This is a genomic window from Mycobacterium farcinogenes (assembly GCF_019739075.1).
In the GTDB taxonomy this organism is placed as follows: domain Bacteria; phylum Actinomycetota; class Actinomycetes; order Mycobacteriales; family Mycobacteriaceae; genus Mycobacterium; species Mycobacterium senegalense.
The window spans coordinates 2,851,756-2,871,713 of record NZ_CP081673.1; the positions used below are offsets into that span (position 1 = coordinate 2,851,756).

The window sequence follows — 19,958 nt, forward strand, 5'->3', positions numbered from 1 at the left end:
GCCCAACACCGATCGAAAGGACGGTCAAGATGAGCGGAGTGCGGCAGGACAACTGGTCCTACGCCGACGAGCCTCGCCCACATGAGCGGGACACCGGCAGCGTGACCATCGACTGTGACGACTGCGCGGTACGCGGCCCGGGCTGTCAGGACTGCGTCGTGAGCGTGTTGCTCGGCGTCCCCGAAACTTTGCTCGACGACGAGCGTGCGGCGCTGGAAGTGCTCGCTGACGTGGGCCTCGCGCCGCGGCTGCGGCTCGTGCCGATTCACCGAGATGGCCGAACGGGAGTCGCCTGACGACACGCAACGCTTCGTCCACAGGAAAATTCCCAGAGAGGGCTGTTAAATTTGCAGCTTCTGTTGGACAAGCCCGATGCCGTTTCGTAACCTATCTGAGACCTAAGAGCAGTTCGAGGCGGCTCGCCATCGCCAGTTGTGAGGACGAAAACTTGAGGCACGAGCGCGCGCACCGGCCCACAAGTCGTGTCAAGCGACCCATTGCAGGTGCAATAGCGGGCTTGACCTTGATATCCGGATTGCTGGCCACCAGTTCGCACGCCGACCCCGGCGATGATGCGCTGGCAAAGCTCAACGAGCTGTCCCGTCAGGCCGAGCAGACCACTGAGGCGATGCACTCGGCGCAGCTCGATCTCAACAACAAGCTTGCCGCACAAGAAAGTGCGGAGAAGAAGCACGCCGACGACGCCGCGGCCGTCGATCAGGCCAAGTCGCAGCTGGCTACCTTCCAGTCTTCGGTCAACAAGGTAGCTGCAGCCCAGTACATGGGCGGCCGTACCTCTGGGGTCGACGCGATCTTGACCGCCGGCTCACCGCAGCAGCTGATCGAGCAGCTCGCCGTGCAGCGGGTGATGGCGACCGAGATGTCGGCGCAGATGAAGAACTTCCGCTCGATGGGTGAGAAGGCCGCGTTGGCCGAGAAGGAGTCGGCGAAATCAGCCGCCGACGCCAAGACCGCGGCCGAGCAGGCCGCCGCAGTGCGCGCCGACCTGCAATCCAAGCAAAGTCAGCTGCAGGTTCAGATCGCGATCGTGAAGTCGCAGTACCAGGCGTTGAGCCCGGCTCAGCGGGACGCGATGTCGGCTCTGCCGCCGACCCCGCCGGTGCCCGCGCCCGAAGCGTTGCCGCCGGCGCAGGATCCTGCCGTATTAGCTGACCCGCCGAACGGCATTCCGCCCGGCGACGTCGCCCCGCCTGAGGGTGCTCTGCCCGACGGGGGCGGTGGCCATTCGGGCACAGTCATCCAGGCGGCACTGAGCCGCATCGGCTCGCCGTATTCCTGGGGCGCGGCCGGTCCCAGCTCCTTCGACTGCTCAGGCCTGGTGATGTGGGCGTTCCAGCACGCCGGGATCTCACTGCCGCATTCGAGCCAGGCCATGGCCCGTGGCGGTCAGCCGGTGTCGATGGATTCGATGCAGCCGGGCGACGTGGTGACCTATTACTCCGATGCGTCGCACGTGGGCATCTACATCGGTGACGGGATGATGGTGCACGCGTCGACCTACGGGACCCCGGTCAGGGTTGCCCCGGTCAACAATGCGCCGATCCACAATGTTCGCCGCTACTGAGCCGATCCGATAGCGGTCGATCCGACAGCGGTTTCCCTCTGAGTACCCGCAGGCGGTTGTTGGCCGCACTGTTGCTGGTGGAACTCGTGCTGGCAGCGGCACTGCTCTTCACGGCTGCGTCGCCCGCGCCGTCGCCACCCGCGCCATCGCAGGTCACGGCTGCTCCTGCCGCCCCGCCACCACCGGACCCGGTCACCTCGATGGTGTTACCCGACGGGCGTTCCGCGCGGCTGCTCGTCCTCGACGGCGCCCAGTCCTCGGACCTGCCTCAGCGGCTCGCTGCCGAACTTCCCGGCGCTGCCGCTGCGGTGACCGCGTTCTGGGGCCCGGATTGGCGGCGGGACATCGAGATCGCTGTCGCCGGCTCCGATCAGCAGTTCCGGGTGCTGGCCGGAGGCGCCGCCGACATCGCCGCGACCACGACTACACAGCGGATCATGTTCGCTCCCGGCGCAGCCCAGATGAGTCCGGCCGCGTTGCGAATCGTGTTGCGCCACGAGCTGTTCCATTACGCTGCCCGGTTCGCGACGGCAGCCGATGCACCGCGCTGGCTGACCGAGGGAGTGGCCGACTATGTCGGCCGGCCGGCCACCGCAGTGCCCGCGCAGGCTGAGGTACCGGCCCAGCTGCCCACCGATGCGGACCTCGACACACCCGGGGCCGTCCGGAGCCTGGCCTACGACCGGGCCTGGTGGTTCAGCCGCTACGTGGCCGACGCCTACGGGGTGCCGAAGCTGCGTGAGCTCTATCTGAGCGCCTGCGGACCCGGCCATCCCGATGTGGCCACCGCGGTCCGCGAGACGCTGGGCGCCGACCTCGACGTCGTGGTCACCGGTTGGCGACACTGGTTGACGGGATAGCCTTGCCCCGATGGGCAGGGAACGGGTCGCAGATGGCAGTCAGCCGCGATGACGCGGGTTTTGTTGGTCACCAACGATTTTCCACCGCGCCGCGGCGGCATCCAGTCGTATCTGGAAGCGTTCGTCGGGGAGTTGGTACGCGACGGCTCGCACGAACTCACGGTGTATGCACCGAAATGGAAGGGTGCACCGGATTTCGACAACCGGGCGGCCGCGGACGGATACCGGGTGGTGCGCCACCCTACGACGCTGATGCTGCCCGAGCCGACCGTCGCGACCCGCATGCAACGGTTGATCGCCGAGAACGACATCGAGACGGTGTGGTTCGGGGCAGCGGCGCCGCTGGCGCTGCTCGGCCCCCTGGCCCGGCGAGCCGGAGCCCGGCGCATCGTGGCGAGCACCCACGGCCACGAGGTCGGCTGGTCGATGCTTCCGGTGGCGCGAACCGCGTTGCGCCGTATCGGCGACGACGCCGATGTTGTGACATTCATCAGCCGCTACACCCGCAGCCGGTTCGCCTCGGCGTTCGGTCCTCATGCGGCGCTGGAACGTCTCTCGCCCGGCGTCGACACCGACCGCTTCGTGCCCGACCCGGTGGCCCGGGCCGAGTTGCGCGCCCGCTACGGGCTGGGCCGACGTCCGGTGGTGGTGTGCTTGTCGCGGCTTGTCCCGCGCAAGGGCCAGGACACGCTGATCCGCGCCTGGCCAGCCATCCGGCGCCGCGTTCCCGACGCCGCATTGGTCATCGTCGGCGGGGGACCGTATCTCACGACCCTCGAGCAACTTGCGCACAAGTACGACGTGGCCGCTGACGTCACCTTCACCGGGGCGGTGCCGGGGGCGGAACTGCCCGCTCACCATGCGATGGCCGACGTGTTCGCCATGCCGTGCCGCACCCGCGGGGCCGGCCTGGACGTCGAAGGACTGGGCATCGTCTATCTCGAGGCCTCGGCCTGCGGGGTACCGGTGATCGCCGGAACATCAGGGGGAGCACCGGAAACCGTGCAGGACGGTCAGACCGGCACCGTGGTGGACGGCACCGACGTGGCGGAGGTGGCCACAGCGGTCGGTGATCTACTCGCCGACCCGAGCCGCGCCGCCGCGATGGGGGTGGCGGGACGCCACTGGGCAGTCGACAACTGGCAGTGGCGCTCCCAGGGGGCTCGGCTGACCGGGTTGCTCTCGGGCTGAGCCCGCGGGATCAGCCGTAGAGCGCGGCGATGTCCGTGGCGAACTTCTCGGCGACCACCTTGCGCTTGACCTTCAGCGTGGGGGTCAGTTCACCGGTGTCCTCGGTGAAGTCCACCGGCAGGATCCGGAACTTGCGGATCGATTCGGCGTGCGACACCGCCTGATTGGCCTCTTTGACCGCCAGGTCGATCTCGGCCAGCAGATCCGGGTCGTCGGCCAGATCGCCCACCGATGCGGCGGCGTCCTTCCCGTTGCGCTGCTTCCATCCCGGGAACGCCTCCGGGTCGATGGTGATGAGTGCGGCGATGAACGGCTGCTGATCGCCGACGGCCATCGCCTGGCTGATCAGCGGGTGGGCCCGTAGCCGGTCCTCGAGCAGGGCGGGGGCGACGTTCTTGCCGCCGGCGGTGACGATGATCTCCTTCTTGCGCCCCACGATGGTCAGGAAGCCGTCGTCGTCGATGGAGCCCAGGTCACCGGTGTGGAACCAGCCGTCGGTGAACACCGCGTTGGTCTCGGTCTCGTTGCCCCAGTAGCCGCTGAACACCACGCCACCTTTGACCAGCAGCTCGCCGTCCTCGGCGATGCGCATGCTGTTGCCGGGCATCAGCTTGCCGACCGAGCCCACCTTGAGCTCGTTGACCCGGTTGACGGTGATGGCCGCGCTGGTCTCGGTCAGGCCGTAACCCTCGTAGATGCTCAGCCCCACACCGCGATAGAAGTGGCCCAGCCGCGCGCCCAGCGGGGCGCCGCCCGAGATCGCCGCGTGGCATTCACCGCCGAGGGCCGCGCGCAGCTTGCCGTAGACCAGCTTGTCGAACAGCGCGTGCTTGGCCCGCAGCAGCAGCCCGGCTCCGCCCTTTTTGTCCTGGGCCTGGCTCCACTCGATCGCGGTGCTGGCGGCGATCGCGAAGATCTTGCCCTTGCCGTCGTTGCGGGCGTTCTGCTCGGCCGTGTTGTAGACCTTCTCGAACACGCGGGGCACCGAGACCACCAGAGTCGGCTTGAAGATGCCGAAGGTCGGCACCAGGTTCTTGATGTCACTGGTGAACCCGAGGGTGACCTTGTTGGTGAAGGCCGCGATGGTGATGGCGCGGGCCAACACGTGGGCCAGCGGCAGGAACACCAGCATCCGTTCTCCGGGGGCCAGCTCGGTGGGGAAGCAGGCCTTGGCGCCCCGGATCTCGTAGAGCAGGTTCGAGTGGGTCAGCTGGCAGCCCTTGGGCTGGCCGGTGGTTCCAGAGGTGTAGATCAGGGTGGCCGGGTCGGTCGACCGGATGCCGGCCAGTCGCTTGTCCAGCTCAGCGGCGTCGGCCGATCTGCCCGCGTCCGCCATGGCCTCCAGTGCAGGCGTACCGGTGCCCGCGATCGTGAGCACCTTTTGCAGTTCGGGCAGCTGGCCGCGGAGTTGCTCGACGGTCTCGGCGTGCCCGTCGGTCTCGACGAAGATGATCTTCGCCGCGGAATTGTCGAGGACGAACCGCACCTGTTCGGCCGAGGAAGTCTCGTAGATCGGCACGGTCACCGCACCCACCGACAGGATCGCGAAATCGATGATCGGCCACTCGTAGCGCGTGGCCGACAGAATCGCCACGCGATCACCGGGTGCGATGCCCTCCGCGATCAGGCCCAACGCCACCGACCGGATCTGGTCGGCTGCTTCGGCGCAGGTCACGTCGGTCCAGGTGCCGTTGACCAGGCGCCGGAAGATGACGTGGTCAGGGCTGTCGGCCGCGTGCGCGGTTACCGAACCGACGATGCTGTCGTGCTCGTCGACGGTAAAAGACGCGGGCACACTGAACTCACGCACGATCTTGCCCTCCCAGGCTTGCGATACCGGCTTTGCGCGTCAGCCTAGTCGGCCGCGGTAGGCAGACGATCAGGCATATGTGAAGCTAGTCCGCGATGAACAGCATTCAGATCGCCGACGAGACGTTCGTGTGCGCCGATCCGGCGGCCGTGGGCGCCGCGGTCGCCGACCCGGCCAGCTGGCGGCGGTGGTGGCCCGACCTGGTGCTCAAGGTTGTCGAGGACCGCGCCGAGAAGGGCCACCGCTGGAACGTGACCGGTGCGTTGACCGGCACCATGGAGGTCTGGCTCGAGGAGGTGATGGACGGTGTGGTGCTGCATTACTTCCTGCACGCCGAACCGTCGGGCGCCACGGCCAAGCAGTTGGCCCAGATGGATCTGGCAAAGATGAACCACCAGCGCCGGGTCGCGGGCAAGACGATGTCGTTCGGGATCAAGCAGCGCCTTGAGGCCGCTCGACCGGTCGGGGTGTCCCGACTGGCCTGACCGGGTCCCCCGACAGGAGGGTAGATTTCTCTCCCGAGAGCCAGGGCAGCCCCGTGGGGTGGGGAGAAGGGTGTGGCGGTGGCCGACAAGACGACACAGACCATCTACATCGACGCTGATCCGGCGACGGTGATGGATGTCATCGCCGATATCGGCTCGTACCCGCAATGGGTCGCCGAATACAAAGAAGCCGAGGTCCTCGAGACGGACCCGCAGGGCAATCCCAAGACCGCCAGGCTCGTGCTCGACGCCGCGGTGCTCAAAGACACCATGGTGCTGGCCTACGTCTGGCCCGCCGACCGTAAGTCCGTCACCTGGTCACTGGTGTCCAGTTCGCTGTTGCGGGCGCTGGAGGGGACATACCGCCTGGCGCCCAAGGGATCTGGCACCGAGGTGACGTATGAGCTGTCGGTCGACCTGATGATCCCGATGATCGGTCTGCTCAAACGTAAAGCCGAGCGGCGGCTCACCGACACCGCACTCAAAGACCTCAAGAAACGAGTAGAGGCTGAGTGAGTTCGCCGGACGGGAACGCACCTTCCCCCGCGAACCCCGCGAAAATCAGCCTTTTCGTCGGCAAGGGCGGGGTCGGTAAGTCGACGCTGGCGACGGCCACCGCGGTCCGGGACGCCGCGTCCGGCCGTCGGGTGCTGATCGTGTCCACCGATCAAGCCCATTCCACCGGCGATGTACTCGGGATCATGCTTGCCCCAACGGGTCTGCGTGCTCCCACCCGGGTGCTCAGCGATCTGGACTCCGGGCTGCCCGAAGCGGGCGGGACCCTCGATGCCCTTGCGCTCGACACGCTGGCTCTGCTGGGTGCCCGCTGGGTTCAGACAGCCGGGCCGCTGGCAGCTCGCTTCCCCGATTCGGATCTGGGAGACATTGCACCGGAAGAACTTTCGGCGCTTCCCGGAATTCAGGAAGTGCTCGGGCTGCACGAGGTCGGAGAGCTGGCCGATTCCGGACGCTGGGATCACGTGGTCGTGGACTGCGCTTCGACCGCCGACGCGTTGCGGATGCTCACGCTGCCGGAAACGTTCGGGCTGTACCTGGAGCGGGCCTGGCCACGGCATCGTCGCCTGTCGGGCTCGCCGGACGCGGTCAGCGCGGCCATCGTCGCACTGATCGAACGTGTGGACGCCGGTATTCGCAAGTTGGGCGCGCTGCTCACCGACGGATCCCGGGTGAGCGCCCATCTGGTGCTCACTCCGGAGCGGGTGGTGGCGGCCGAAGCTTCGCGGACGTTGGGTTCGCTTGCCCTGATGGGCGTCGAGGTGAGCGAGATCATCGTCAATCAGATTTTGGTGCAGGATGATTCGTTCGAGTACCAGAACCTTCCCGCCCATCCCGCGTTCGACTGGTACACCGAGCGGATCGCCGAACAGCAGTCGGTGCTCGACGGTCTCGACGCCGCCATCGGTGACGTGCAGTTGGTGCTCGTGCCGCACGTGCCGGGGGAGCCGATCGGCCCCAAGGCGCTGGGTGAACTGATCGATCGCGCGCGACGGCGGGACGGGTCCGCGCCGCCGGGCCCGTTGCGGCCCGTCGTCGACCGCGAGTCGGGGTCTGGACTCGAAGCGGTATACCGGTTGCGGCTAGAGTTGCCGCAGATCGATTCGGCCGACCTCACGTTGGGTCGGGTCGATGACGACTTGATCATCGGCGTAGCGGGCATGCGGCGCCGGGTGCGGTTGGCCTCGGTCCTGCGTCGGTGCGTCGTGACGGACGCGCAACTGCGGGGCAGTGAGCTGACGGTACGTTTTCGTCCGAATCCGGAGGTGTGGCCGGCATGACGGGACCTCATCCCGAACTGGGTTCGGAGCTGCGGCAATTGGCGCAGGACATCCTCGACCGGCTTGATCCGGCGGTGCGGTTGGCGGCGGCCAACTTCGCGGCATCGGCCGACGGCAGCCCGGGCAAGTGTCAGCAGGTGTGGTGTCCGGTGTGCGCCCTGGCGGCGGTGGTCAACGGTGAGCAGCACCCGCTGCTGTCGGTGATCGCCGAGCACAGCGTGGCCCTGCTGACGGTGATCCGTGCCGTCCTCGACGATGGGCGAGATGACGGAACCGGGCCGGACGGGCCGGATAACGGACCCGGCGGGGGTAGCCCGCCGCCCGACGGCGGGCCGGATACTCCGCCGCCCGACGATTACCCGTCCCCGCCACCTCCCGGCCGCTACCAGCACATCCCGGTCACCATAGAAGATCGAGCAGACTGAGTCCTGCTGTGGGCTCAGCGGGCATACAGGGCTTGCTGTGGTAGCCACAACATGGCCTGGGTACAGTTGTCGCAGAGCATTGCGCGGTGCGCACAAGGTGGAGGGTCCATGTGGTATTGGCTGTTCAAGTACATCCTGTTGGGCCCCTTGCTGGCCGTTCTGGGCCGGCCCAAAATCACTGGGCTGGAACACGTTCCGACCGACGGGCCGGCCATCCTGGCCAGTAATCACCTGGCGGTGATGGACAGCTTCTATCTGCCGCTGGTGGTCAGCCGCCGCATCACGTTCCTGGCCAAACAGGAGTACTTCACCGGTACCGGGATCAAGGGCCGGTTCCTGGCCTGGTTCTACACCGTCGTGGGTCAGGTGCCCATCGACCGCACCGACGCCGATTCGGCGCAGGCGGCGCTGACGACCGCCAAGCGCATCCTGGGCGAGGGCAAGCTGCTGGGGATGTACCCGGAGGGCACCCGCTCACCGGACGGCCGTCTCTACAAGGGCAAGACCGGGCTGGCCAGATTGGCCCTGGAGACCGGGGTGCCGGTGATCCCGGTGGCCATGGTCGGCACCGACGTGGTCAATCCGCCGGGGTCCAAGGGACTTCGGTTCGGCCGGGTCGAGGTCCGGTTCGGCGAGCCGATGGACTTCAGCCGGTTCGACGGCCTGGCGGGCAACCGCTTCATCGAACGCGCCGTGATCGATGAGGTGATGTACGACCTGATGGATCTGTCCGGTCAGGAGTACGTCGACATCTACGCCGCCACGCTCAAGGAGAACGCTCAGCAGACCAACGGCCAGGCGGTGGACGCGAGCAAGCCCGCGTCGCGGCTGCCGCACGCCGCTGCGGGTTAGGCGCCGTCGCCGCCGCTGAGGTGAACCAGCGGCGTGGCGGGCACCGCCGCCGTCTTACCTGCCTTCGGAGTGGACACGGCTCCGATCACCACGATGACCGCGAGGCCCCACCACAGGTAGGAATCGGCGGCCAGCTGCCGGATCACCGACGCCGCGGTCTCGTGGTGCGGGGTCAGCAGCGCGATCGGGGTCCACACCATCAGGGCGAAACCGATCACTGTCACCGCGGCCAGATACAGCGCGGCCGGATTTCTCCGGCGCATCCGGTAGGCGAGTACGCATGTGACGACCAGGGTGGGCAACGACCACACCCAGTGGTGTGACCACGACACCGGCGACACCACCAGACCGAACATGGCCACACAGATCAGCGCGACCACCGGCGACTCGTCGGTGCCGGAGCGCAGAACACGGCGCACCGCCCACACCGTCAGCGCCAGCACCGCGAAGCACGCCAGCACCCACAGCACGAACCGCGGACCCTCTGACAGGCCGAACCGGGCCAGCGTGCCCGCGATGTTCTGGTTCGTGTTGAGGGTGGCCGTACCGATGCGGTCGGTGTTGCGCACGGTCTCGGTCCAGTACTCGATCGAGTCCGTCCAGGCCAGCACGAATCCCGCGAGGGTCGCCACTGCCGCGGCGGCGGCGGTCCGCAGCAGGGAGCGGAAGTCGCGACGCAGCAGGAAATACAGAACGAACACCGCGGGGGTCAGCTTGAGCGCGATCGCCAGGCCCAGCAGCATGCCGCGCGGCCATGGTGTCCGGCGCGGCACACAGTCGGCGATCACCAGCGTCATCAGCACCACATTGATCTGGCCGAATTCGAAGTTCGACCGGATCGGCTCCAGCCAGATGACCGCAGGCACCACCAGCGCGGTTGCCAACCAGCAGCGGCGCACCCAGGCGGGTTCCGAGGTGATCCTGGTTTCGGGCCAGATGTTCAGGCGCGTCAGCACGATGACCGTCGAGATGATCAGCAGAACCAGGGTGGTGGCGGTGATCGCCACGCTGGCCGCGGGCAGCGAGAGCCAGGCGAACGGCGCGAACAGGATGGCCGCGAGCGGTGGATAGGTGAACGGCAGGTCGAGGCCGCCCTGGGTGTGGAAGATGGCGCCGTCGGCGTACAGCGGTTGGTTGTCCAACCAGGCCCGTCCGCCCATCCGGTACACGTCGATGTCGATGCGATAGGGCACGTGCCCCAGAAGCCGCCAGCCGACCAGGATCAACCCGGCCACTGTGAGCAACTGAAAAAGCCGCCACCCGATCGTCGGTGCCCAACCAGCTGCGCCGGGCGACTGCCGCTTACTCATGTTCCGAACAGCCTATCGGGGGTAGCCCGCCGACGGCGCAACCGCACTCGCGACGCGCGCAGGTCGGCGTAAGTTCTTTGGGCGTGCATGCGACCGTTCACCTCGATTTCCTCACCCGCGATCGCCTGCCTTTGCTGTGCTGCCTGGTGGCGTTCATTCTGACGTTCTTCGTGACCCGCATCGTGGTGCGTTACATCCGGCGGAATGCCGGCAGTGACCGTCCGCCCAAGTGGTGGCAGCCGCGCAACATGGGACACGGCTCCGTGCACATTCACCACATGGTGATCGGGGTCGTGCTCGTCATGGTCTCGGGCGTGACGATGGTGACGCTGGCGGTCAGCGGCGGGGTAGCGGAGTTCACCGCGGCCGCGGTGCTGTTCGGTATCGGAGCGGCCCTGGTGCTCGACGAGTTCGCGCTGATCCTGCACCTTTCGGACGTGTACTGGGCCGAGGACGGCCGTACGTCGGTGGATGCGGTGTTCGCCGCTGTTGCGGTGGCGGGGCTGTTGATCCTGGGTTTCAACCCGCTGTCATTCTTTGATATCGGTATCTGGCGTGAGGACCAGTCGCCGGCCGTGCGGGCGCTTGTGGTCGCGGCGGCGGTGCTGACCTTGCTGCTGGCGGTGGTGGTCCTGCTCAAAGGCAAGGTCTGGACTGGATTGGTGGGTATGTTCATAACCCCGTTGTTGTTCGTCGGAGCGGTTCGGCTGTCGCGGCCGCACGCGCCGTGGGCGCGCTGGCGCTACACCAGTCGTCCTCGCAAGATGCACCGCGCGCTGGAACGGGAGCGCTGGCTGCGCCGGCCGGTGGTGCAGGCCAAATTGTGGTTGCAGGACGCGATCACCGGAATGCCGAAGTTTCCCGACGACGCGGCCGTCGACGCGCAGCTGGACCGGGAGATCCATGCGGCCCCCGCCCCGGGACGGAACGCCTGATGCGCTATTTCTACGACACCGAGTTCATCGACGACGGTCGCACCATCGAGTTGATCTCGATCGGCGTCGCCGCCGAGGACGGACGCGAGTACTACGCGATCTCGACGGAGTTCAACCCGGACCGCGCGGGTCGGTGGGTGCGCAAGCACGTGCTGCCCAAACTGCCGTCCCCGTCCTCGCAGCTGTGGCGGTCGCGGCGGCAGATCCGGTCGGAGCTGGAGGACTTCTTCGACATCGACGGTGACGAGCCGATCGAGCTGTGGGCGTGGGTGGGCGCTTACGACCATGTCGTGCTCTGCCAGCTGTGGGGTCCGATGACCGATCTGCCCCCGGCGATGCCGCGGTTCACCCGTGAGTTGCGGCAGTTCTGGGAAGACCGTGGCTCGCCGCGAATGCCCCCGCGCCCGACCGAGGCGCATGACGCCCTGGTCGACGCGCGCCACAACCTGCACCGGTTCCAGTTGATGACGGGTATGGGGCTGGCCCCGGCTCGGGATCCCGGCGCCACGTAACCGGCGGAAACGGTAGTTCACCGGTGGTTACCATGAACGGGTGAACTGGACCGTTGACATCCCCATCGACGAGCTGCCGCCACTGCCTCCGCTGAGCGACGAGCAGCGTCAGCGGCTCGACGCGGCGCTGGCCAAGCCGGCTGTTCAGCAGCCCAGCTGGGATCCGGAAGCGGCAAAGGCCATGCGTACCGTGCTGGAGAGCGTGCCGCCGGTCACCGTGCCGTCGGAGATCGAGAAGCTCAAGGGCCTGCTGGCCGACGTCGCGCGGGGTGAGGCGTTCCTGCTGCAGGGCGGTGACTGCGCCGAGACGTTCGTCGACAACACCGAGCCGCACATCCGGGCCAACATCCGCACGCTGCTGCAGATGGCGGTCGTGCTCACCTACGGCGCCAGCATGCCGGTGGTGAAGGTGGCGCGGATCGCCGGCCAGTACGCCAAGCCTCGATCGTCGGATCTCGATGCGCTGGGCCTGAAGTCCTACCGCGGCGACATGATCAACGGCTTCGCCCCGGACGCCGCCGTGCGCGAGCACGACCCGTCACGGCTGGTGCGCGCCTACGCCAACGCCAGCGCCGCGATGAACCTGGTGCGCGCGCTCACCTCGTCCGGGTTGGCGTCGCTGCACTTGGTGCACGACTGGAACCGCGAGTTCGTCCGGACGTCACCTGCCGGGGCGCGCTACGAGGCGCTGGCCGGGGAGATCGATCGCGGCCTCAAGTTCATGTCCGCCTGCGGGGTGGCCGACCGTAATCTGCAGACCGCTGATATCTTCGCCAGCCACGAAGCGCTGGTGATCGATTACGAGCGGGCGATGCTTCGGTTGTCCGACCCGGCCGAGAACCCGGACATGCCGCCCAAGCTGTACGACCAGTCCGCGCATTACCTGTGGATCGGTGAGCGCACGCGCCAACTCGACGGCGCGCACGTGGCGCTGGCCGAGGTGATCGCCAACCCGATCGGAATCAAGCTCGGGCCGACCACAACTCCTGAGCAAGCTGTCGAATACGTCGAGCGGCTGGATCCGAACAACGAGCCGGGCCGGCTGACCCTGGTGACCCGAATGGGCAACAACAAGGTCCGTGACCTGCTGCCCGCGCTCATTCAGAAGGTCGAGGCCACCGGCCACAAGGTGGTCTGGCAGTGCGACCCCATGCACGGCAACACCCACGAGTCGTCGACGGGGTACAAGACCCGGCACTTCGATCGCATCGTCGACGAGGTACAGGGGTTCTTCGAGGTGCACAATGCGCTGGGCACCCACCCGGGCGGCATCCACGTCGAGATCACCGGCGAGAACGTCACCGAATGTCTCGGTGGGGCACAGGACATCTCGGACTCGGATCTGGCCGGGCGCTATGAGACCGCGTGCGACCCGCGGCTCAACACCCAGCAGAGCCTGGAGTTGGCCTTCCTCGTCGCCGAGATGCTGCGCGGTTAGAGCAGCGCGCCGACGTTGGTGCCGACCGTCCAGGCGGCCGCGGCGACGAGACCGGTGAACGTGATGACTGCGATCACCCAGAACGCCAATACCCGTTTGGCGCGTTGGCGGGCCCAGTAGAACTCGCTCATTTCGATCCCGGCGAATTGGCTTGCGCCGAATGCGTATTCGGGCTCGGCGGGGATCGGCGCCCAGTCGTGTTGGTCCCGGGTGATCTCGCGGGTGGGCTGGCGCGGCGCCGGCCCCGCCGCAGGCGCCGCGGCCGTCACCACGGTGGTGGCCCCGACGCGCGGATCGTCGCGCTCGGCGAGTTCGTGCACGCGGGTGGCGGCCAGGTGCTGCGCGGACTGTTGCGGAGCGGGCACCCGGAACGCCGGCAGGCCGAGGTCGTCGACGATGTCGTGTAGCTCCGCTCGCATGTCGTCGGCGTCGGCGAACCGCTGCCGGGCGTCACGGGCGGTGGCGCGGCGCACGAATTCATCGAATTGCCTTGGTACCCCTGCGATTACCGTGCTCGGCGCGGGCACGTCGTGGTCCATGCGCTGGTAGGCGACGCTGAGGGCGGAGTCTCCCGTGAACGGCGTGACGCCGGTGAGCAGTTCGTAGGTGAGGATGCCGACGGCGTACACGTCGCTGCGCGGGTCGGCGTCACCGGTACTCACCTGCTCGGGGGACAGATACGCCGCGGTGCCCAGGATCACGCTGGTCGAGGTGATCTTGGCCTCGGCCACCGCGCGTACCAGACCGAAGTCGGCGATCTTGACCTCGCCGTCGTCGGAGATCAGCACGTTCTCCGGCTTGATGTCGCGGTGGACGAGTCCGGCATGGTGGGCCACCGCGAGGCCGCCCAGCACCGGTTCGAGCACCGCGGCAACCGCATGCGGGGGCATCGGGCCGCGCTCGGCCAGCAGTTCGCGCAGCGTGCCGCCGTCGATCAACTCCATCACGAGAAACGGTGGCTCCTGCGCGGTGCCGCCACCGCCCTGGTCGTAGACGGCGACCAGGCCTGGATCCTTCAGCCGGGCCACGGCCTTGGCCTCACGGCCGAACCTGGTCAGGAAGTGGCTGTCGCCGCTGTAGCGGGAGTCCATCACCTTCAGGGCCACGGGGCGGTCCAGTCGGACGTCGAGGCCGCGGTAGACGGTCGACATGCCGCCGCTGGCGATGGGCGTGTCCACGCGATAGCGCCCGTCGAGCATCGTGCCGACGAGTGGATCCGGTTGCTGCCCCACCGGACACATGTTACGAGTCTCGGCCGAGGTCCTAGAATCGATGCGGTGAGCAGCATTCCAGCGGCCGACGACGTTCTGGCCCCCGACGAGGCCGTCTACGACCTACCCACGGTGTCGGATTTGCTCGGCATCCCGGTCACCAAGGTTCACCAACAACTGCGTGACGGGCAGTTGATCGCCGTGCGGCGCAATCGAGTCCTGGTGGTACCGCAGATTTTCTTCGACGGCAACGGTCATGTCGTCAAGCACCTGCCCGGGTTGCTGGTCGTGCTGCGCGACGGCGGCTACCGCGACACCGAGATCATGCGCTGGTTGTTCACCCCGGACGAGTCGCTGACGATCACGGCCGACGGTCGCACCGAGCAGATCTCCAACGCCCGCCCGATTGACGCGCTGCACTCCCACCAGGCGCGTGAGGTGCTGCGCCGCGCGCAGGCGCTAGCCTACTGACGGTCGGCTGTCGGCCACGGCCGGTGCCTCGGGGGCGCGGGAGATCGCGTACCAGGCCGCGACAGCGCAGGCGGTGGTCAGCAGGACGTGTGCCCACGAGTACATGCCGTGTGCCCCATCGGGTTTCCACATCACCATGATCCAGGTGGACAGCCCGGCGGTGACCGCGATGGCGGGCCGGGTCTGGATCAGTGCGGCAGCGACCGCCAACGGCCAGGTGTAGTACCACGGCAGGGCGGCGGGAACGAAGAGGACGACTACGGCCATGGCCAGCGAGATGCCGACCAGCGCCTCGCGGTCCGTGTGCCGGTACCGCCACCACAGCAACGGCAGGGCGATCACGATGGTGAGGATGCCGATGATGCGGGTGATCTCCAGCACGGCGTAGAAATTGACCGGAAACAGCAGGCCGCCAACGCCGTTGATCAGGTTGGCGGCGGCGGTGGGCACGGTCAGCCAGTTGATGATCTTCACGTTGCCGGCGGCGAGAGCGGACAACCAGCCCAGGCCGACCCCGGCCAGCCAGGACATCACCGCGAAAACCGCCGCCAGGATCGCGATGGAGGCGGCGGTAGCGAGGGCGAACGCGCGCACCGGCGGGTGATCGTGGCGGTCACGTAGCTGCCGGGCCCACACCCACACGACGAACGGAAGTGCAAGTCCCGCGGTCGCTTTGACGGCGACAGCCATCGCGATCAGGCCGACGCCCCAGACCGGGTGCTGTCGGAAAGCCAGTGCGATGCCGGCCATCATGAGCCCGACCATCAGCATCTCGTTGTGCACGCCGCCCATCAGGTGGATGATCACCAGCGGGTTGAGCACGCACACCCACAGGGCCGTGGCGGGGCTCGCGCCGATGTGCCGCGCGACGCGCTGCGTCGCCCAGATCAGCAGCACCAGCCCGGGCAGCATGCACAGGCGCAACAGCATGGTGCCGGCCACCACGTCGTCGCCCACCAGCATCGTGACGAACTTCGCCACCAGGATGAACGCCGGCCCGTAGGGCGCCGTCGTCGTGGTCCAGATGGGACTCACGTTGTCCAGCAGGATGTTCGGGTTCTGCACCGGTCCCACGACGTACGGGTCGAAGCCGTCGCGCAGCAGTGCACCCTGGGCCAGGTACGAGTAGGTGTCCCTACTGAACAGCGGAACGCTGAGCAGCAGTGGTGCCAACCAGAAACCGGTGGTGGCCACCATGGTGTATTCACCGGCGGTGCGGTCGATCACCCGCCGGCCCAGCCACAGCCAGGCGATGAGCATCGTCGCGACGCCGACCCACAGCAGGATCGAGGACAGCACCAGGCCGTGTCCGAATCGCAGCCAGGACAGGTGCAGTGTTTCCAGGAGCGGATCGTGCAATCGCGTACTGCCCGCGCCGAGCCCGCCGATGGTCAGAAGGGCGGCCCCCAGGAAACCCAGCCGGGCCGGGCGGGCATCGGCGGACACCGCGAAGGCGGCCAGACGTGAGAGATGTTGTGCGACCCCCGCGTTGGGAGTCTTGGTCGGCAAGCGAGTCATGAGGGAGTGGACATGTCGTTGTGACGGTCTCCTACGCCGACCGGGTCGCCGCGAACCGGGCGATTTCGGCGAGACCGGTCTTTGCCTGCTCGTGGATCGGTGCGGCGGCCAAGGTGTCCAGCGCGCGGTGGGTGAGAAGTTCGATGTGGGCTTCGACGGCGGCCAGCGCGCCGATCGACTCGATGGCCCGGCACAGGGTGCCCACCTGTGCGTCCGACAACTCGGTACCCACGGAGGTGCGCAGAAGTTCGGCGGCGGCGGGATCGGATTTGTCGGCCAGCTCAAGCGCCTCGGCCAGCAGCACGGTGCGTTTGCCCGACCGCAGGTCGTCACCGGAGGGCTTGCCGGTCACCGCGGGGTCGCCGAATACTCCGAGGACGTCGTCGCGAAGTTGGAACGCGACACCGAGATCGTTGCCGACCTGATGGAAGATCTGCTGCACGTCGGGCCGGTCGGCGGCGGCCGCGGCGCCCAGTTGCAGCGGCCGGGAGACGGTGTAGGACGCGGTCTTGTAGGTGTTGACGTTCATCGCCGAGGCCACCGATTCGGCGCCGCTGGATTCTGCGACGATGTCGAGGTACTGGCCGCCGAGCACCTCGGTGCGGATATGGCGCCAGACCTGTTGGACGCGCTTCTGCGCCTCGGCCGGGATGGCCGCGGAGGCGACGATGTCGTCGGCCCAGGCCAGAGCCAAGTCGCCGGCCAGGATGGCCGCTGACACGCCGAACTGCCGAGAGGATCCGTGCCAGTTGCGATCGCGATGCCGGTCGGCGAACAACCGGTGCACGGTCGGTAGGCCGCGGCGGGTGGCGGAGTCGTCGATGACGTCGTCGTGCACCAGGGCGCAGGCTTGCAGCAACTCCAGTGCGGCGAAGAGCCTCAGCACATCGGGACCGGCCGGGCGGTCGGCCGGATCGATCACCGCGCGCCAGCCCCAGTAGGCGAAGGCCGGGCGCATTCGCTTGCCGCCGCGGAGCACGAACTCCTCGAGGGTCTCGGTGAGCTCGGCGTAGTCGGTTCCGATGTACTCGCAGTCGCGGCGGCGCTCACGCAGATAGTCGCGTAGTTGGTCGGTGACGGCCCGGGCCAGCTCGACGGTTGACGGTGCCGAAGTTTGCACGCTCAGCGCCCGCCCCTTTCTGTCGTCAACGGTGTGCCCCCGAGTGCATTCAGAGTAGAGCGTGCCGCACGTTTTGTACCAAGTGAGGGCGGCGTAGCTGTGAGTCCGGCCGCGCGGCGGCGTGGACGGTCAGTCGCTGCCCGCGACCGGGTCACCCGGCTTGGGGGAGGTATCGCGGCTCATCCATGCCAGCGTCCCGACCGCTCCGGCTACCAGGAAAGCGCCGACGACGAGCCAGATGGCCGCGGTGGTGAAGGACCGGGCGCTCGGGTCGGTGTAGCGGGCCTGGGCGTTCATCGTGCTGACGATTCCCGGCCGCAGTTTCCATTCCACGATCGACGAGCTCACCTGGTCGCCGTTGGTCGAGGTCACCTCACCGGGGAACGACACGGTCAGCAGGACGTCGGCCTGCGGGTCCGACAGCGACGTGAGGTCCACGCGGCCCTCGAGGATCACCAGGTCACCGGCGCGGCGCAGGGAGATGTCGACTCCGGCGGCGTCGCGGCTCATTCCGGCCAGCTGGGGCACTTCGGCGAAGCTGAGGTCCGAGAACACCGCCTGGGAGCCGACGTAGTCGTCGCGGCTGTACTCGGACACCGCGACCTTCTTGGCGAACGGGAGGTTGTTGAGCAGCTGCGGGCCCTTGTCGTCGGCGTCCCGCGGCTTTGCCGCCGCGATGATCTGGCCGGACACCCGGTCGTCGGGGGAGACGGTGATCGAGGTGCGAACCCGGACGCAGCCCACCGCCATGGGCAGGATCAGCAGCAACATCACCAGGGTGAGCAGTCGGGTCCGTCGGCTACGTCGCCGAAGGCGGCTCGGTGGTCGGACATGCACGCTGGTCATCGTGCCAGATGTCACAGCGGCAGTGGGCGACCGAGGATGGCGAACGGCCGGGGATCGCCGGCGAAGTGATAACCGCGGATGACGTCGGTGAAGCCGAGCCGGCGGTACAACCGCCATGCGCGGTTGGCTTCGCCGTTGATCTCAGGGGTCGACAACAGCACGTGGGCTTCGGCGCGGCCGGCCAGCAGTCGCCTGGTCAGGGCCTCGCCGAGGCCCTGACCCTGGGCGCTGGGCTCGATGTGGAGCTCGGTGAGTTCGAAGTAGCTGGCCATCAGCTCGGCGATGTTGCCGGGGCTGGCGCCTACCCGCTGCAAGCCGGAGATGACCTGCTGTTGCCACCACTGGTCCGGCGCTCCGCTGTAGCCGTAGGCGATTCCTTGCAGGGGGGCGTCGACCAGGTCGGCGGTGGCGGGCGCAGGCGGCGCGCCGGTGCAGGATTCGGCGCCCGCGCCGGCGACGTCGACGGCGGCCACGCATTTCCAGCCCGCGCGCCGCGTGTGCTCGAGCCACAGGGCGGCGCGCTGTTCCTCGGTTCCGCGCGGGTAGCGCATGGCGTCGACGTACACGCGCAGCGCCTCGGGGAGCCGGCGCTTCATGTCGTCCGGCGACAGATCGATGAGATACGTCGCCAATGCCCTCGCCTTTCGCCTGCCCGGTCTCTGCCGAGTCATTATCTTCAGCATTATCCGGTTGCGAGGCGGTCGGTCCCATCGACCGGGGTGATCTCGGAACCGCCTACAATCGACGGCGAACAAGGTGGTACGGCTCGGATCGACCTCGTATCATTAGGCTTAGGTGCCCGTGATTGCGGGCATGTGAAATTTTGAAAAGCGACGGCGGCGTCGGCAAGGAGGGACGAATGCCACTCTCCGATCATGAGCAGCGCATGCTCGATCAGATCGAGAGCGCGCTCTACGCCGAGGATCCCAAGTTCGCCTCGAGCGTTCGCGGTGGGACCTTGCGCGCGCCATCGGCTCGGCGGCGGTTGCAGGGCGCGTTGTTGTTCGTGCTCGGCCTGGCGCTGTTGGTCGTCGGCGTGGCGGTGAATTCGCTGTGGCTCGGCGGCTTCCCGGTTCTTTCGGTGTTCGGCTTCGTGGCGATGTTCGCCGGTGTGGTTTTCGCCGTCACCGGCCCGCGCGTCGCCGGGGGCCGCGACCGTGCCGCGCAGGGCTCCGCCAACGCGCCGCGTCAGCGTCGTCAGCGCGGAGGTTCTTTCACTGCTCGGATGGAGGACCGGTTCCGTCGCCGTTTCGACGACTGAGCGGTTTCGACGACTGAGCCGGCCAACGGTTTCAAGGGGTAGCCCGTAAGGGCTGCCCCTTTTTTGTGCCTGCCCCAGCGACACGCCGAGGAGTGCCGTCGGCGCCCATCTGTGGGGTGATGTGGGGCGGGGCGCCTGATTCTCAGGGATTTTTGCCCCACAACGCCCCACCTTGTCTGCGCATCCATCTACCTGCGCTTTTCGGCTGCCCAACCCTGGCATCGGCCGGTTCTGGCGTCCATTTTTCCGGCTTGCGGGGGACTCCGGTGGGGAGAAAGCCCAAACTCGACGGTCTAAATGGAGCAAAGTGGGGGATCGTGGGGTAAAGTGGC

General features: G+C 67.6%; 21 protein-coding genes. 14 read left to right on the top strand and 7 right to left on the bottom strand.

Annotated features, from left to right (window positions below):
• Positions 1-29: 29 nt before the first annotated feature.
• The 4 genes from K6L26_RS13485 (at position 30) to pimB (ending at position 3,636) form a co-directional block, all read left to right on the top strand.
• Positions 30-296, top strand: a complete 267-nt coding sequence (locus K6L26_RS13485; RefSeq protein ID WP_019347255.1) for a hypothetical protein — start codon at positions 30-32, stop codon at positions 294-296.
• A gap of 152 nt (positions 297-448) precedes the next feature.
• A complete protein-coding gene (gene ripC / locus K6L26_RS13490; protein ID WP_036393922.1) occupies positions 449-1,585 on the top strand; it encodes a peptidoglycan hydrolase RipC in 1,137 nt (378 codons plus the stop codon).
• Between the two features lie 59 nt (positions 1,586-1,644).
• Positions 1,645-2,445, top strand: a complete 801-nt coding sequence (locus K6L26_RS13495; protein WP_221853388.1) for a peptidase — start codon at positions 1,645-1,647, stop codon at positions 2,443-2,445.
• A gap of 48 nt (positions 2,446-2,493) precedes the next feature.
• Complete coding sequence (pimB, locus tag K6L26_RS13500; RefSeq protein WP_221853249.1) at positions 2,494-3,636, top strand: GDP-mannose-dependent alpha-(1-6)-phosphatidylinositol monomannoside mannosyltransferase; 1,143 nt, start codon at positions 2,494-2,496, stop codon at positions 3,634-3,636.
• Between the two features lie 10 nt (positions 3,637-3,646).
• On the opposite strand, the gene K6L26_RS13505 is transcribed toward pimB, so the two are convergent.
• Positions 3,647-5,446 (bottom strand): AMP-dependent synthetase/ligase, encoded by a 1,800-nt coding sequence (locus K6L26_RS13505; protein ID WP_221853250.1) that lies wholly within the window; start codon positions 5,444-5,446, stop codon positions 3,647-3,649.
• A gap of 95 nt (positions 5,447-5,541) precedes the next feature.
• Here K6L26_RS13505 and K6L26_RS13510 point away from each other — a divergent pair, with 95 nt between their 5' ends.
• From K6L26_RS13510 to K6L26_RS13530, 5 genes are all read left to right on the top strand, one after another.
• Positions 5,542-5,931 carry a hypothetical protein gene (locus tag K6L26_RS13510; protein WP_019347250.1) on the top strand — a complete coding sequence of 130 codons (390 nt, stop codon included), beginning with the start codon at positions 5,542-5,544 and terminating at the stop codon, positions 5,929-5,931.
• Positions 5,932-6,009: 78 nt separating this feature from the next.
• Positions 6,010-6,447 (top strand): SRPBCC family protein, encoded by a 438-nt coding sequence (locus tag K6L26_RS13515; protein ID WP_036393933.1) that lies wholly within the window; start codon positions 6,010-6,012, stop codon positions 6,445-6,447.
• Positions 6,444-7,727: an ArsA family ATPase gene (locus K6L26_RS13520; RefSeq protein ID WP_221853251.1), complete on the top strand. Its 1,284-nt coding sequence runs from the start codon at positions 6,444-6,446 to the stop codon at positions 7,725-7,727. Before K6L26_RS13515 ends, K6L26_RS13520 begins: the two co-directional genes overlap by 4 nt.
• Positions 7,724-8,152, top strand: a complete 429-nt coding sequence (locus K6L26_RS13525) for a hypothetical protein (protein WP_043370433.1) — start codon at positions 7,724-7,726, stop codon at positions 8,150-8,152. The genes K6L26_RS13520 and K6L26_RS13525 overlap by 4 nt, the downstream gene beginning before the upstream one ends.
• A gap of 108 nt (positions 8,153-8,260) precedes the next feature.
• A complete protein-coding gene (locus K6L26_RS13530; RefSeq protein WP_019348087.1) occupies positions 8,261-9,004 on the top strand; it encodes a lysophospholipid acyltransferase family protein in 744 nt (247 codons plus the stop codon).
• Here K6L26_RS13530 and K6L26_RS13535 read toward each other — a convergent pair.
• Positions 9,001-10,314, bottom strand: a complete 1,314-nt coding sequence (locus K6L26_RS13535; RefSeq protein ID WP_221853252.1) for a glycosyltransferase 87 family protein — start codon at positions 10,312-10,314, stop codon at positions 9,001-9,003. The two genes, K6L26_RS13530 and K6L26_RS13535, sit on opposite strands and share 4 nt — an antisense overlap.
• An 83-nt stretch (positions 10,315-10,397) precedes the next feature.
• Here K6L26_RS13535 and K6L26_RS13540 point away from each other — a divergent pair, with 83 nt between their 5' ends.
• From K6L26_RS13540 to K6L26_RS13550, 3 genes are read left to right on the top strand one after another with little or no spacing between them, the layout of a single operon-like run.
• On the top strand, positions 10,398-11,249 hold the full coding sequence (locus K6L26_RS13540) for a hypothetical protein (protein ID WP_019348089.1): 852 nt from the start codon (positions 10,398-10,400) through the stop codon (positions 11,247-11,249).
• Positions 11,249-11,761, top strand: coding sequence for a polyadenylate-specific 3'-exoribonuclease AS (locus K6L26_RS13545; RefSeq protein ID WP_019348090.1), 513 nt, complete (start codon positions 11,249-11,251; stop codon positions 11,759-11,761). Before K6L26_RS13540 ends, K6L26_RS13545 begins: the two co-directional genes overlap by 1 nt.
• 40 nt (positions 11,762-11,801) lie before the next feature.
• The gene (locus K6L26_RS13550; protein WP_019348091.1) at positions 11,802-13,199 is read left to right on the top strand and encodes a class II 3-deoxy-7-phosphoheptulonate synthase; all 1,398 of its coding nucleotides are present in this window, start codon (positions 11,802-11,804) and stop codon (positions 13,197-13,199) included.
• Here K6L26_RS13550 and K6L26_RS13555 read toward each other — a convergent pair.
• Positions 13,196-14,440 carry a protein kinase domain-containing protein gene (locus K6L26_RS13555; protein WP_036393936.1) on the bottom strand — a complete coding sequence of 415 codons (1,245 nt, stop codon included), beginning with the start codon at positions 14,438-14,440 and terminating at the stop codon, positions 13,196-13,198. The two genes, K6L26_RS13550 and K6L26_RS13555, sit on opposite strands and share 4 nt — an antisense overlap.
• Before the next feature lie 36 nt (positions 14,441-14,476).
• Here K6L26_RS13555 and K6L26_RS13560 point away from each other — a divergent pair, with 36 nt between their 5' ends.
• Positions 14,477-14,881 carry an Rv2175c family DNA-binding protein gene (locus tag K6L26_RS13560; RefSeq protein WP_019349147.1) on the top strand — a complete coding sequence of 135 codons (405 nt, stop codon included), beginning with the start codon at positions 14,477-14,479 and terminating at the stop codon, positions 14,879-14,881.
• Here K6L26_RS13560 and K6L26_RS13565 read toward each other — a convergent pair.
• From K6L26_RS13565 to K6L26_RS13580, 4 genes are all read right to left on the bottom strand, one after another.
• The gene (locus K6L26_RS13565; RefSeq protein WP_221853253.1) at positions 14,870-16,399 is read right to left on the bottom strand and encodes an alpha-(1->6)-mannopyranosyltransferase A; all 1,530 of its coding nucleotides are present in this window, start codon (positions 16,397-16,399) and stop codon (positions 14,870-14,872) included. The genes K6L26_RS13560 and K6L26_RS13565 overlap by 12 nt on opposite strands.
• A 31-nt stretch (positions 16,400-16,430) precedes the next feature.
• Positions 16,431-17,519 carry a bifunctional (2E,6E)-farnesyl/geranyl diphosphate synthase gene (gene idsA2 / locus K6L26_RS13570; protein ID WP_064897403.1) on the bottom strand — a complete coding sequence of 363 codons (1,089 nt, stop codon included), beginning with the start codon at positions 17,517-17,519 and terminating at the stop codon, positions 16,431-16,433.
• 129 nt (positions 17,520-17,648) lie between these two features.
• On the bottom strand, positions 17,649-18,365 hold the full coding sequence (locus tag K6L26_RS13575) for an LppM family (lipo)protein (RefSeq protein WP_076111647.1): 717 nt from the start codon (positions 18,363-18,365) through the stop codon (positions 17,649-17,651).
• A gap of 11 nt (positions 18,366-18,376) precedes the next feature.
• A complete protein-coding gene (locus K6L26_RS13580) occupies positions 18,377-18,997 on the bottom strand; it encodes a GNAT family N-acetyltransferase (protein ID WP_085140160.1) in 621 nt (206 codons plus the stop codon).
• Positions 18,998-19,224: 227 nt separating this feature from the next.
• Between K6L26_RS13580 and K6L26_RS13585 the strand changes: the two genes are divergently transcribed.
• Positions 19,225-19,626, top strand: coding sequence for an SCO2097 family morphological protein (locus K6L26_RS13585; protein WP_019348073.1), 402 nt, complete (start codon positions 19,225-19,227; stop codon positions 19,624-19,626).
• The last annotated feature ends 332 nt before the right edge of the window (positions 19,627-19,958 follow it).

What these genes read in the sequence shown, in the direction of transcription:
- K6L26_RS13485 (WP_019347255.1), top strand. Translation starts at nt 30, where the DNA reads ATGAGCGGAGTGCGGCAGGACAACTGGTCCTACGCCGACGAGCCTCGC.
- pimB (WP_221853249.1), top strand. Translation starts at nt 2,494, where the DNA reads ATGACGCGGGTTTTGTTGGTCACCAACGATTTTCCACCGCGCCGCGGC.
- K6L26_RS13510 (WP_019347250.1), top strand. Translation starts at nt 5,542, where the DNA reads ATGAACAGCATTCAGATCGCCGACGAGACGTTCGTGTGCGCCGATCCG.
- K6L26_RS13525 (WP_043370433.1), top strand. Translation starts at nt 7,724, where the DNA reads ATGACGGGACCTCATCCCGAACTGGGTTCGGAGCTGCGGCAATTGGCG.
- K6L26_RS13530 (WP_019348087.1), top strand. Translation starts at nt 8,261, where the DNA reads ATGTGGTATTGGCTGTTCAAGTACATCCTGTTGGGCCCCTTGCTGGCC.
- K6L26_RS13535 (WP_221853252.1), bottom strand. Translation starts at nt 10,314, where the DNA reads ATGAGTAAGCGGCAGTCGCCCGGCGCAGCTGGTTGGGCACCGACGATC.
- K6L26_RS13545 (WP_019348090.1), top strand. Translation starts at nt 11,249, where the DNA reads ATGCGCTATTTCTACGACACCGAGTTCATCGACGACGGTCGCACCATC.
- K6L26_RS13555 (WP_036393936.1), bottom strand. Translation starts at nt 14,440, where the DNA reads ATGTGTCCGGTGGGGCAGCAACCGGATCCACTCGTCGGCACGATGCTC.
- K6L26_RS13565 (WP_221853253.1), bottom strand. Translation starts at nt 16,399, where the DNA reads ATGACTCGCTTGCCGACCAAGACTCCCAACGCGGGGGTCGCACAACAT.
- K6L26_RS13575 (WP_076111647.1), bottom strand. Translation starts at nt 18,365, where the DNA reads ATGACCAGCGTGCATGTCCGACCACCGAGCCGCCTTCGGCGACGTAGC.
- K6L26_RS13585 (WP_019348073.1), top strand. Translation starts at nt 19,225, where the DNA reads ATGCCACTCTCCGATCATGAGCAGCGCATGCTCGATCAGATCGAGAGC.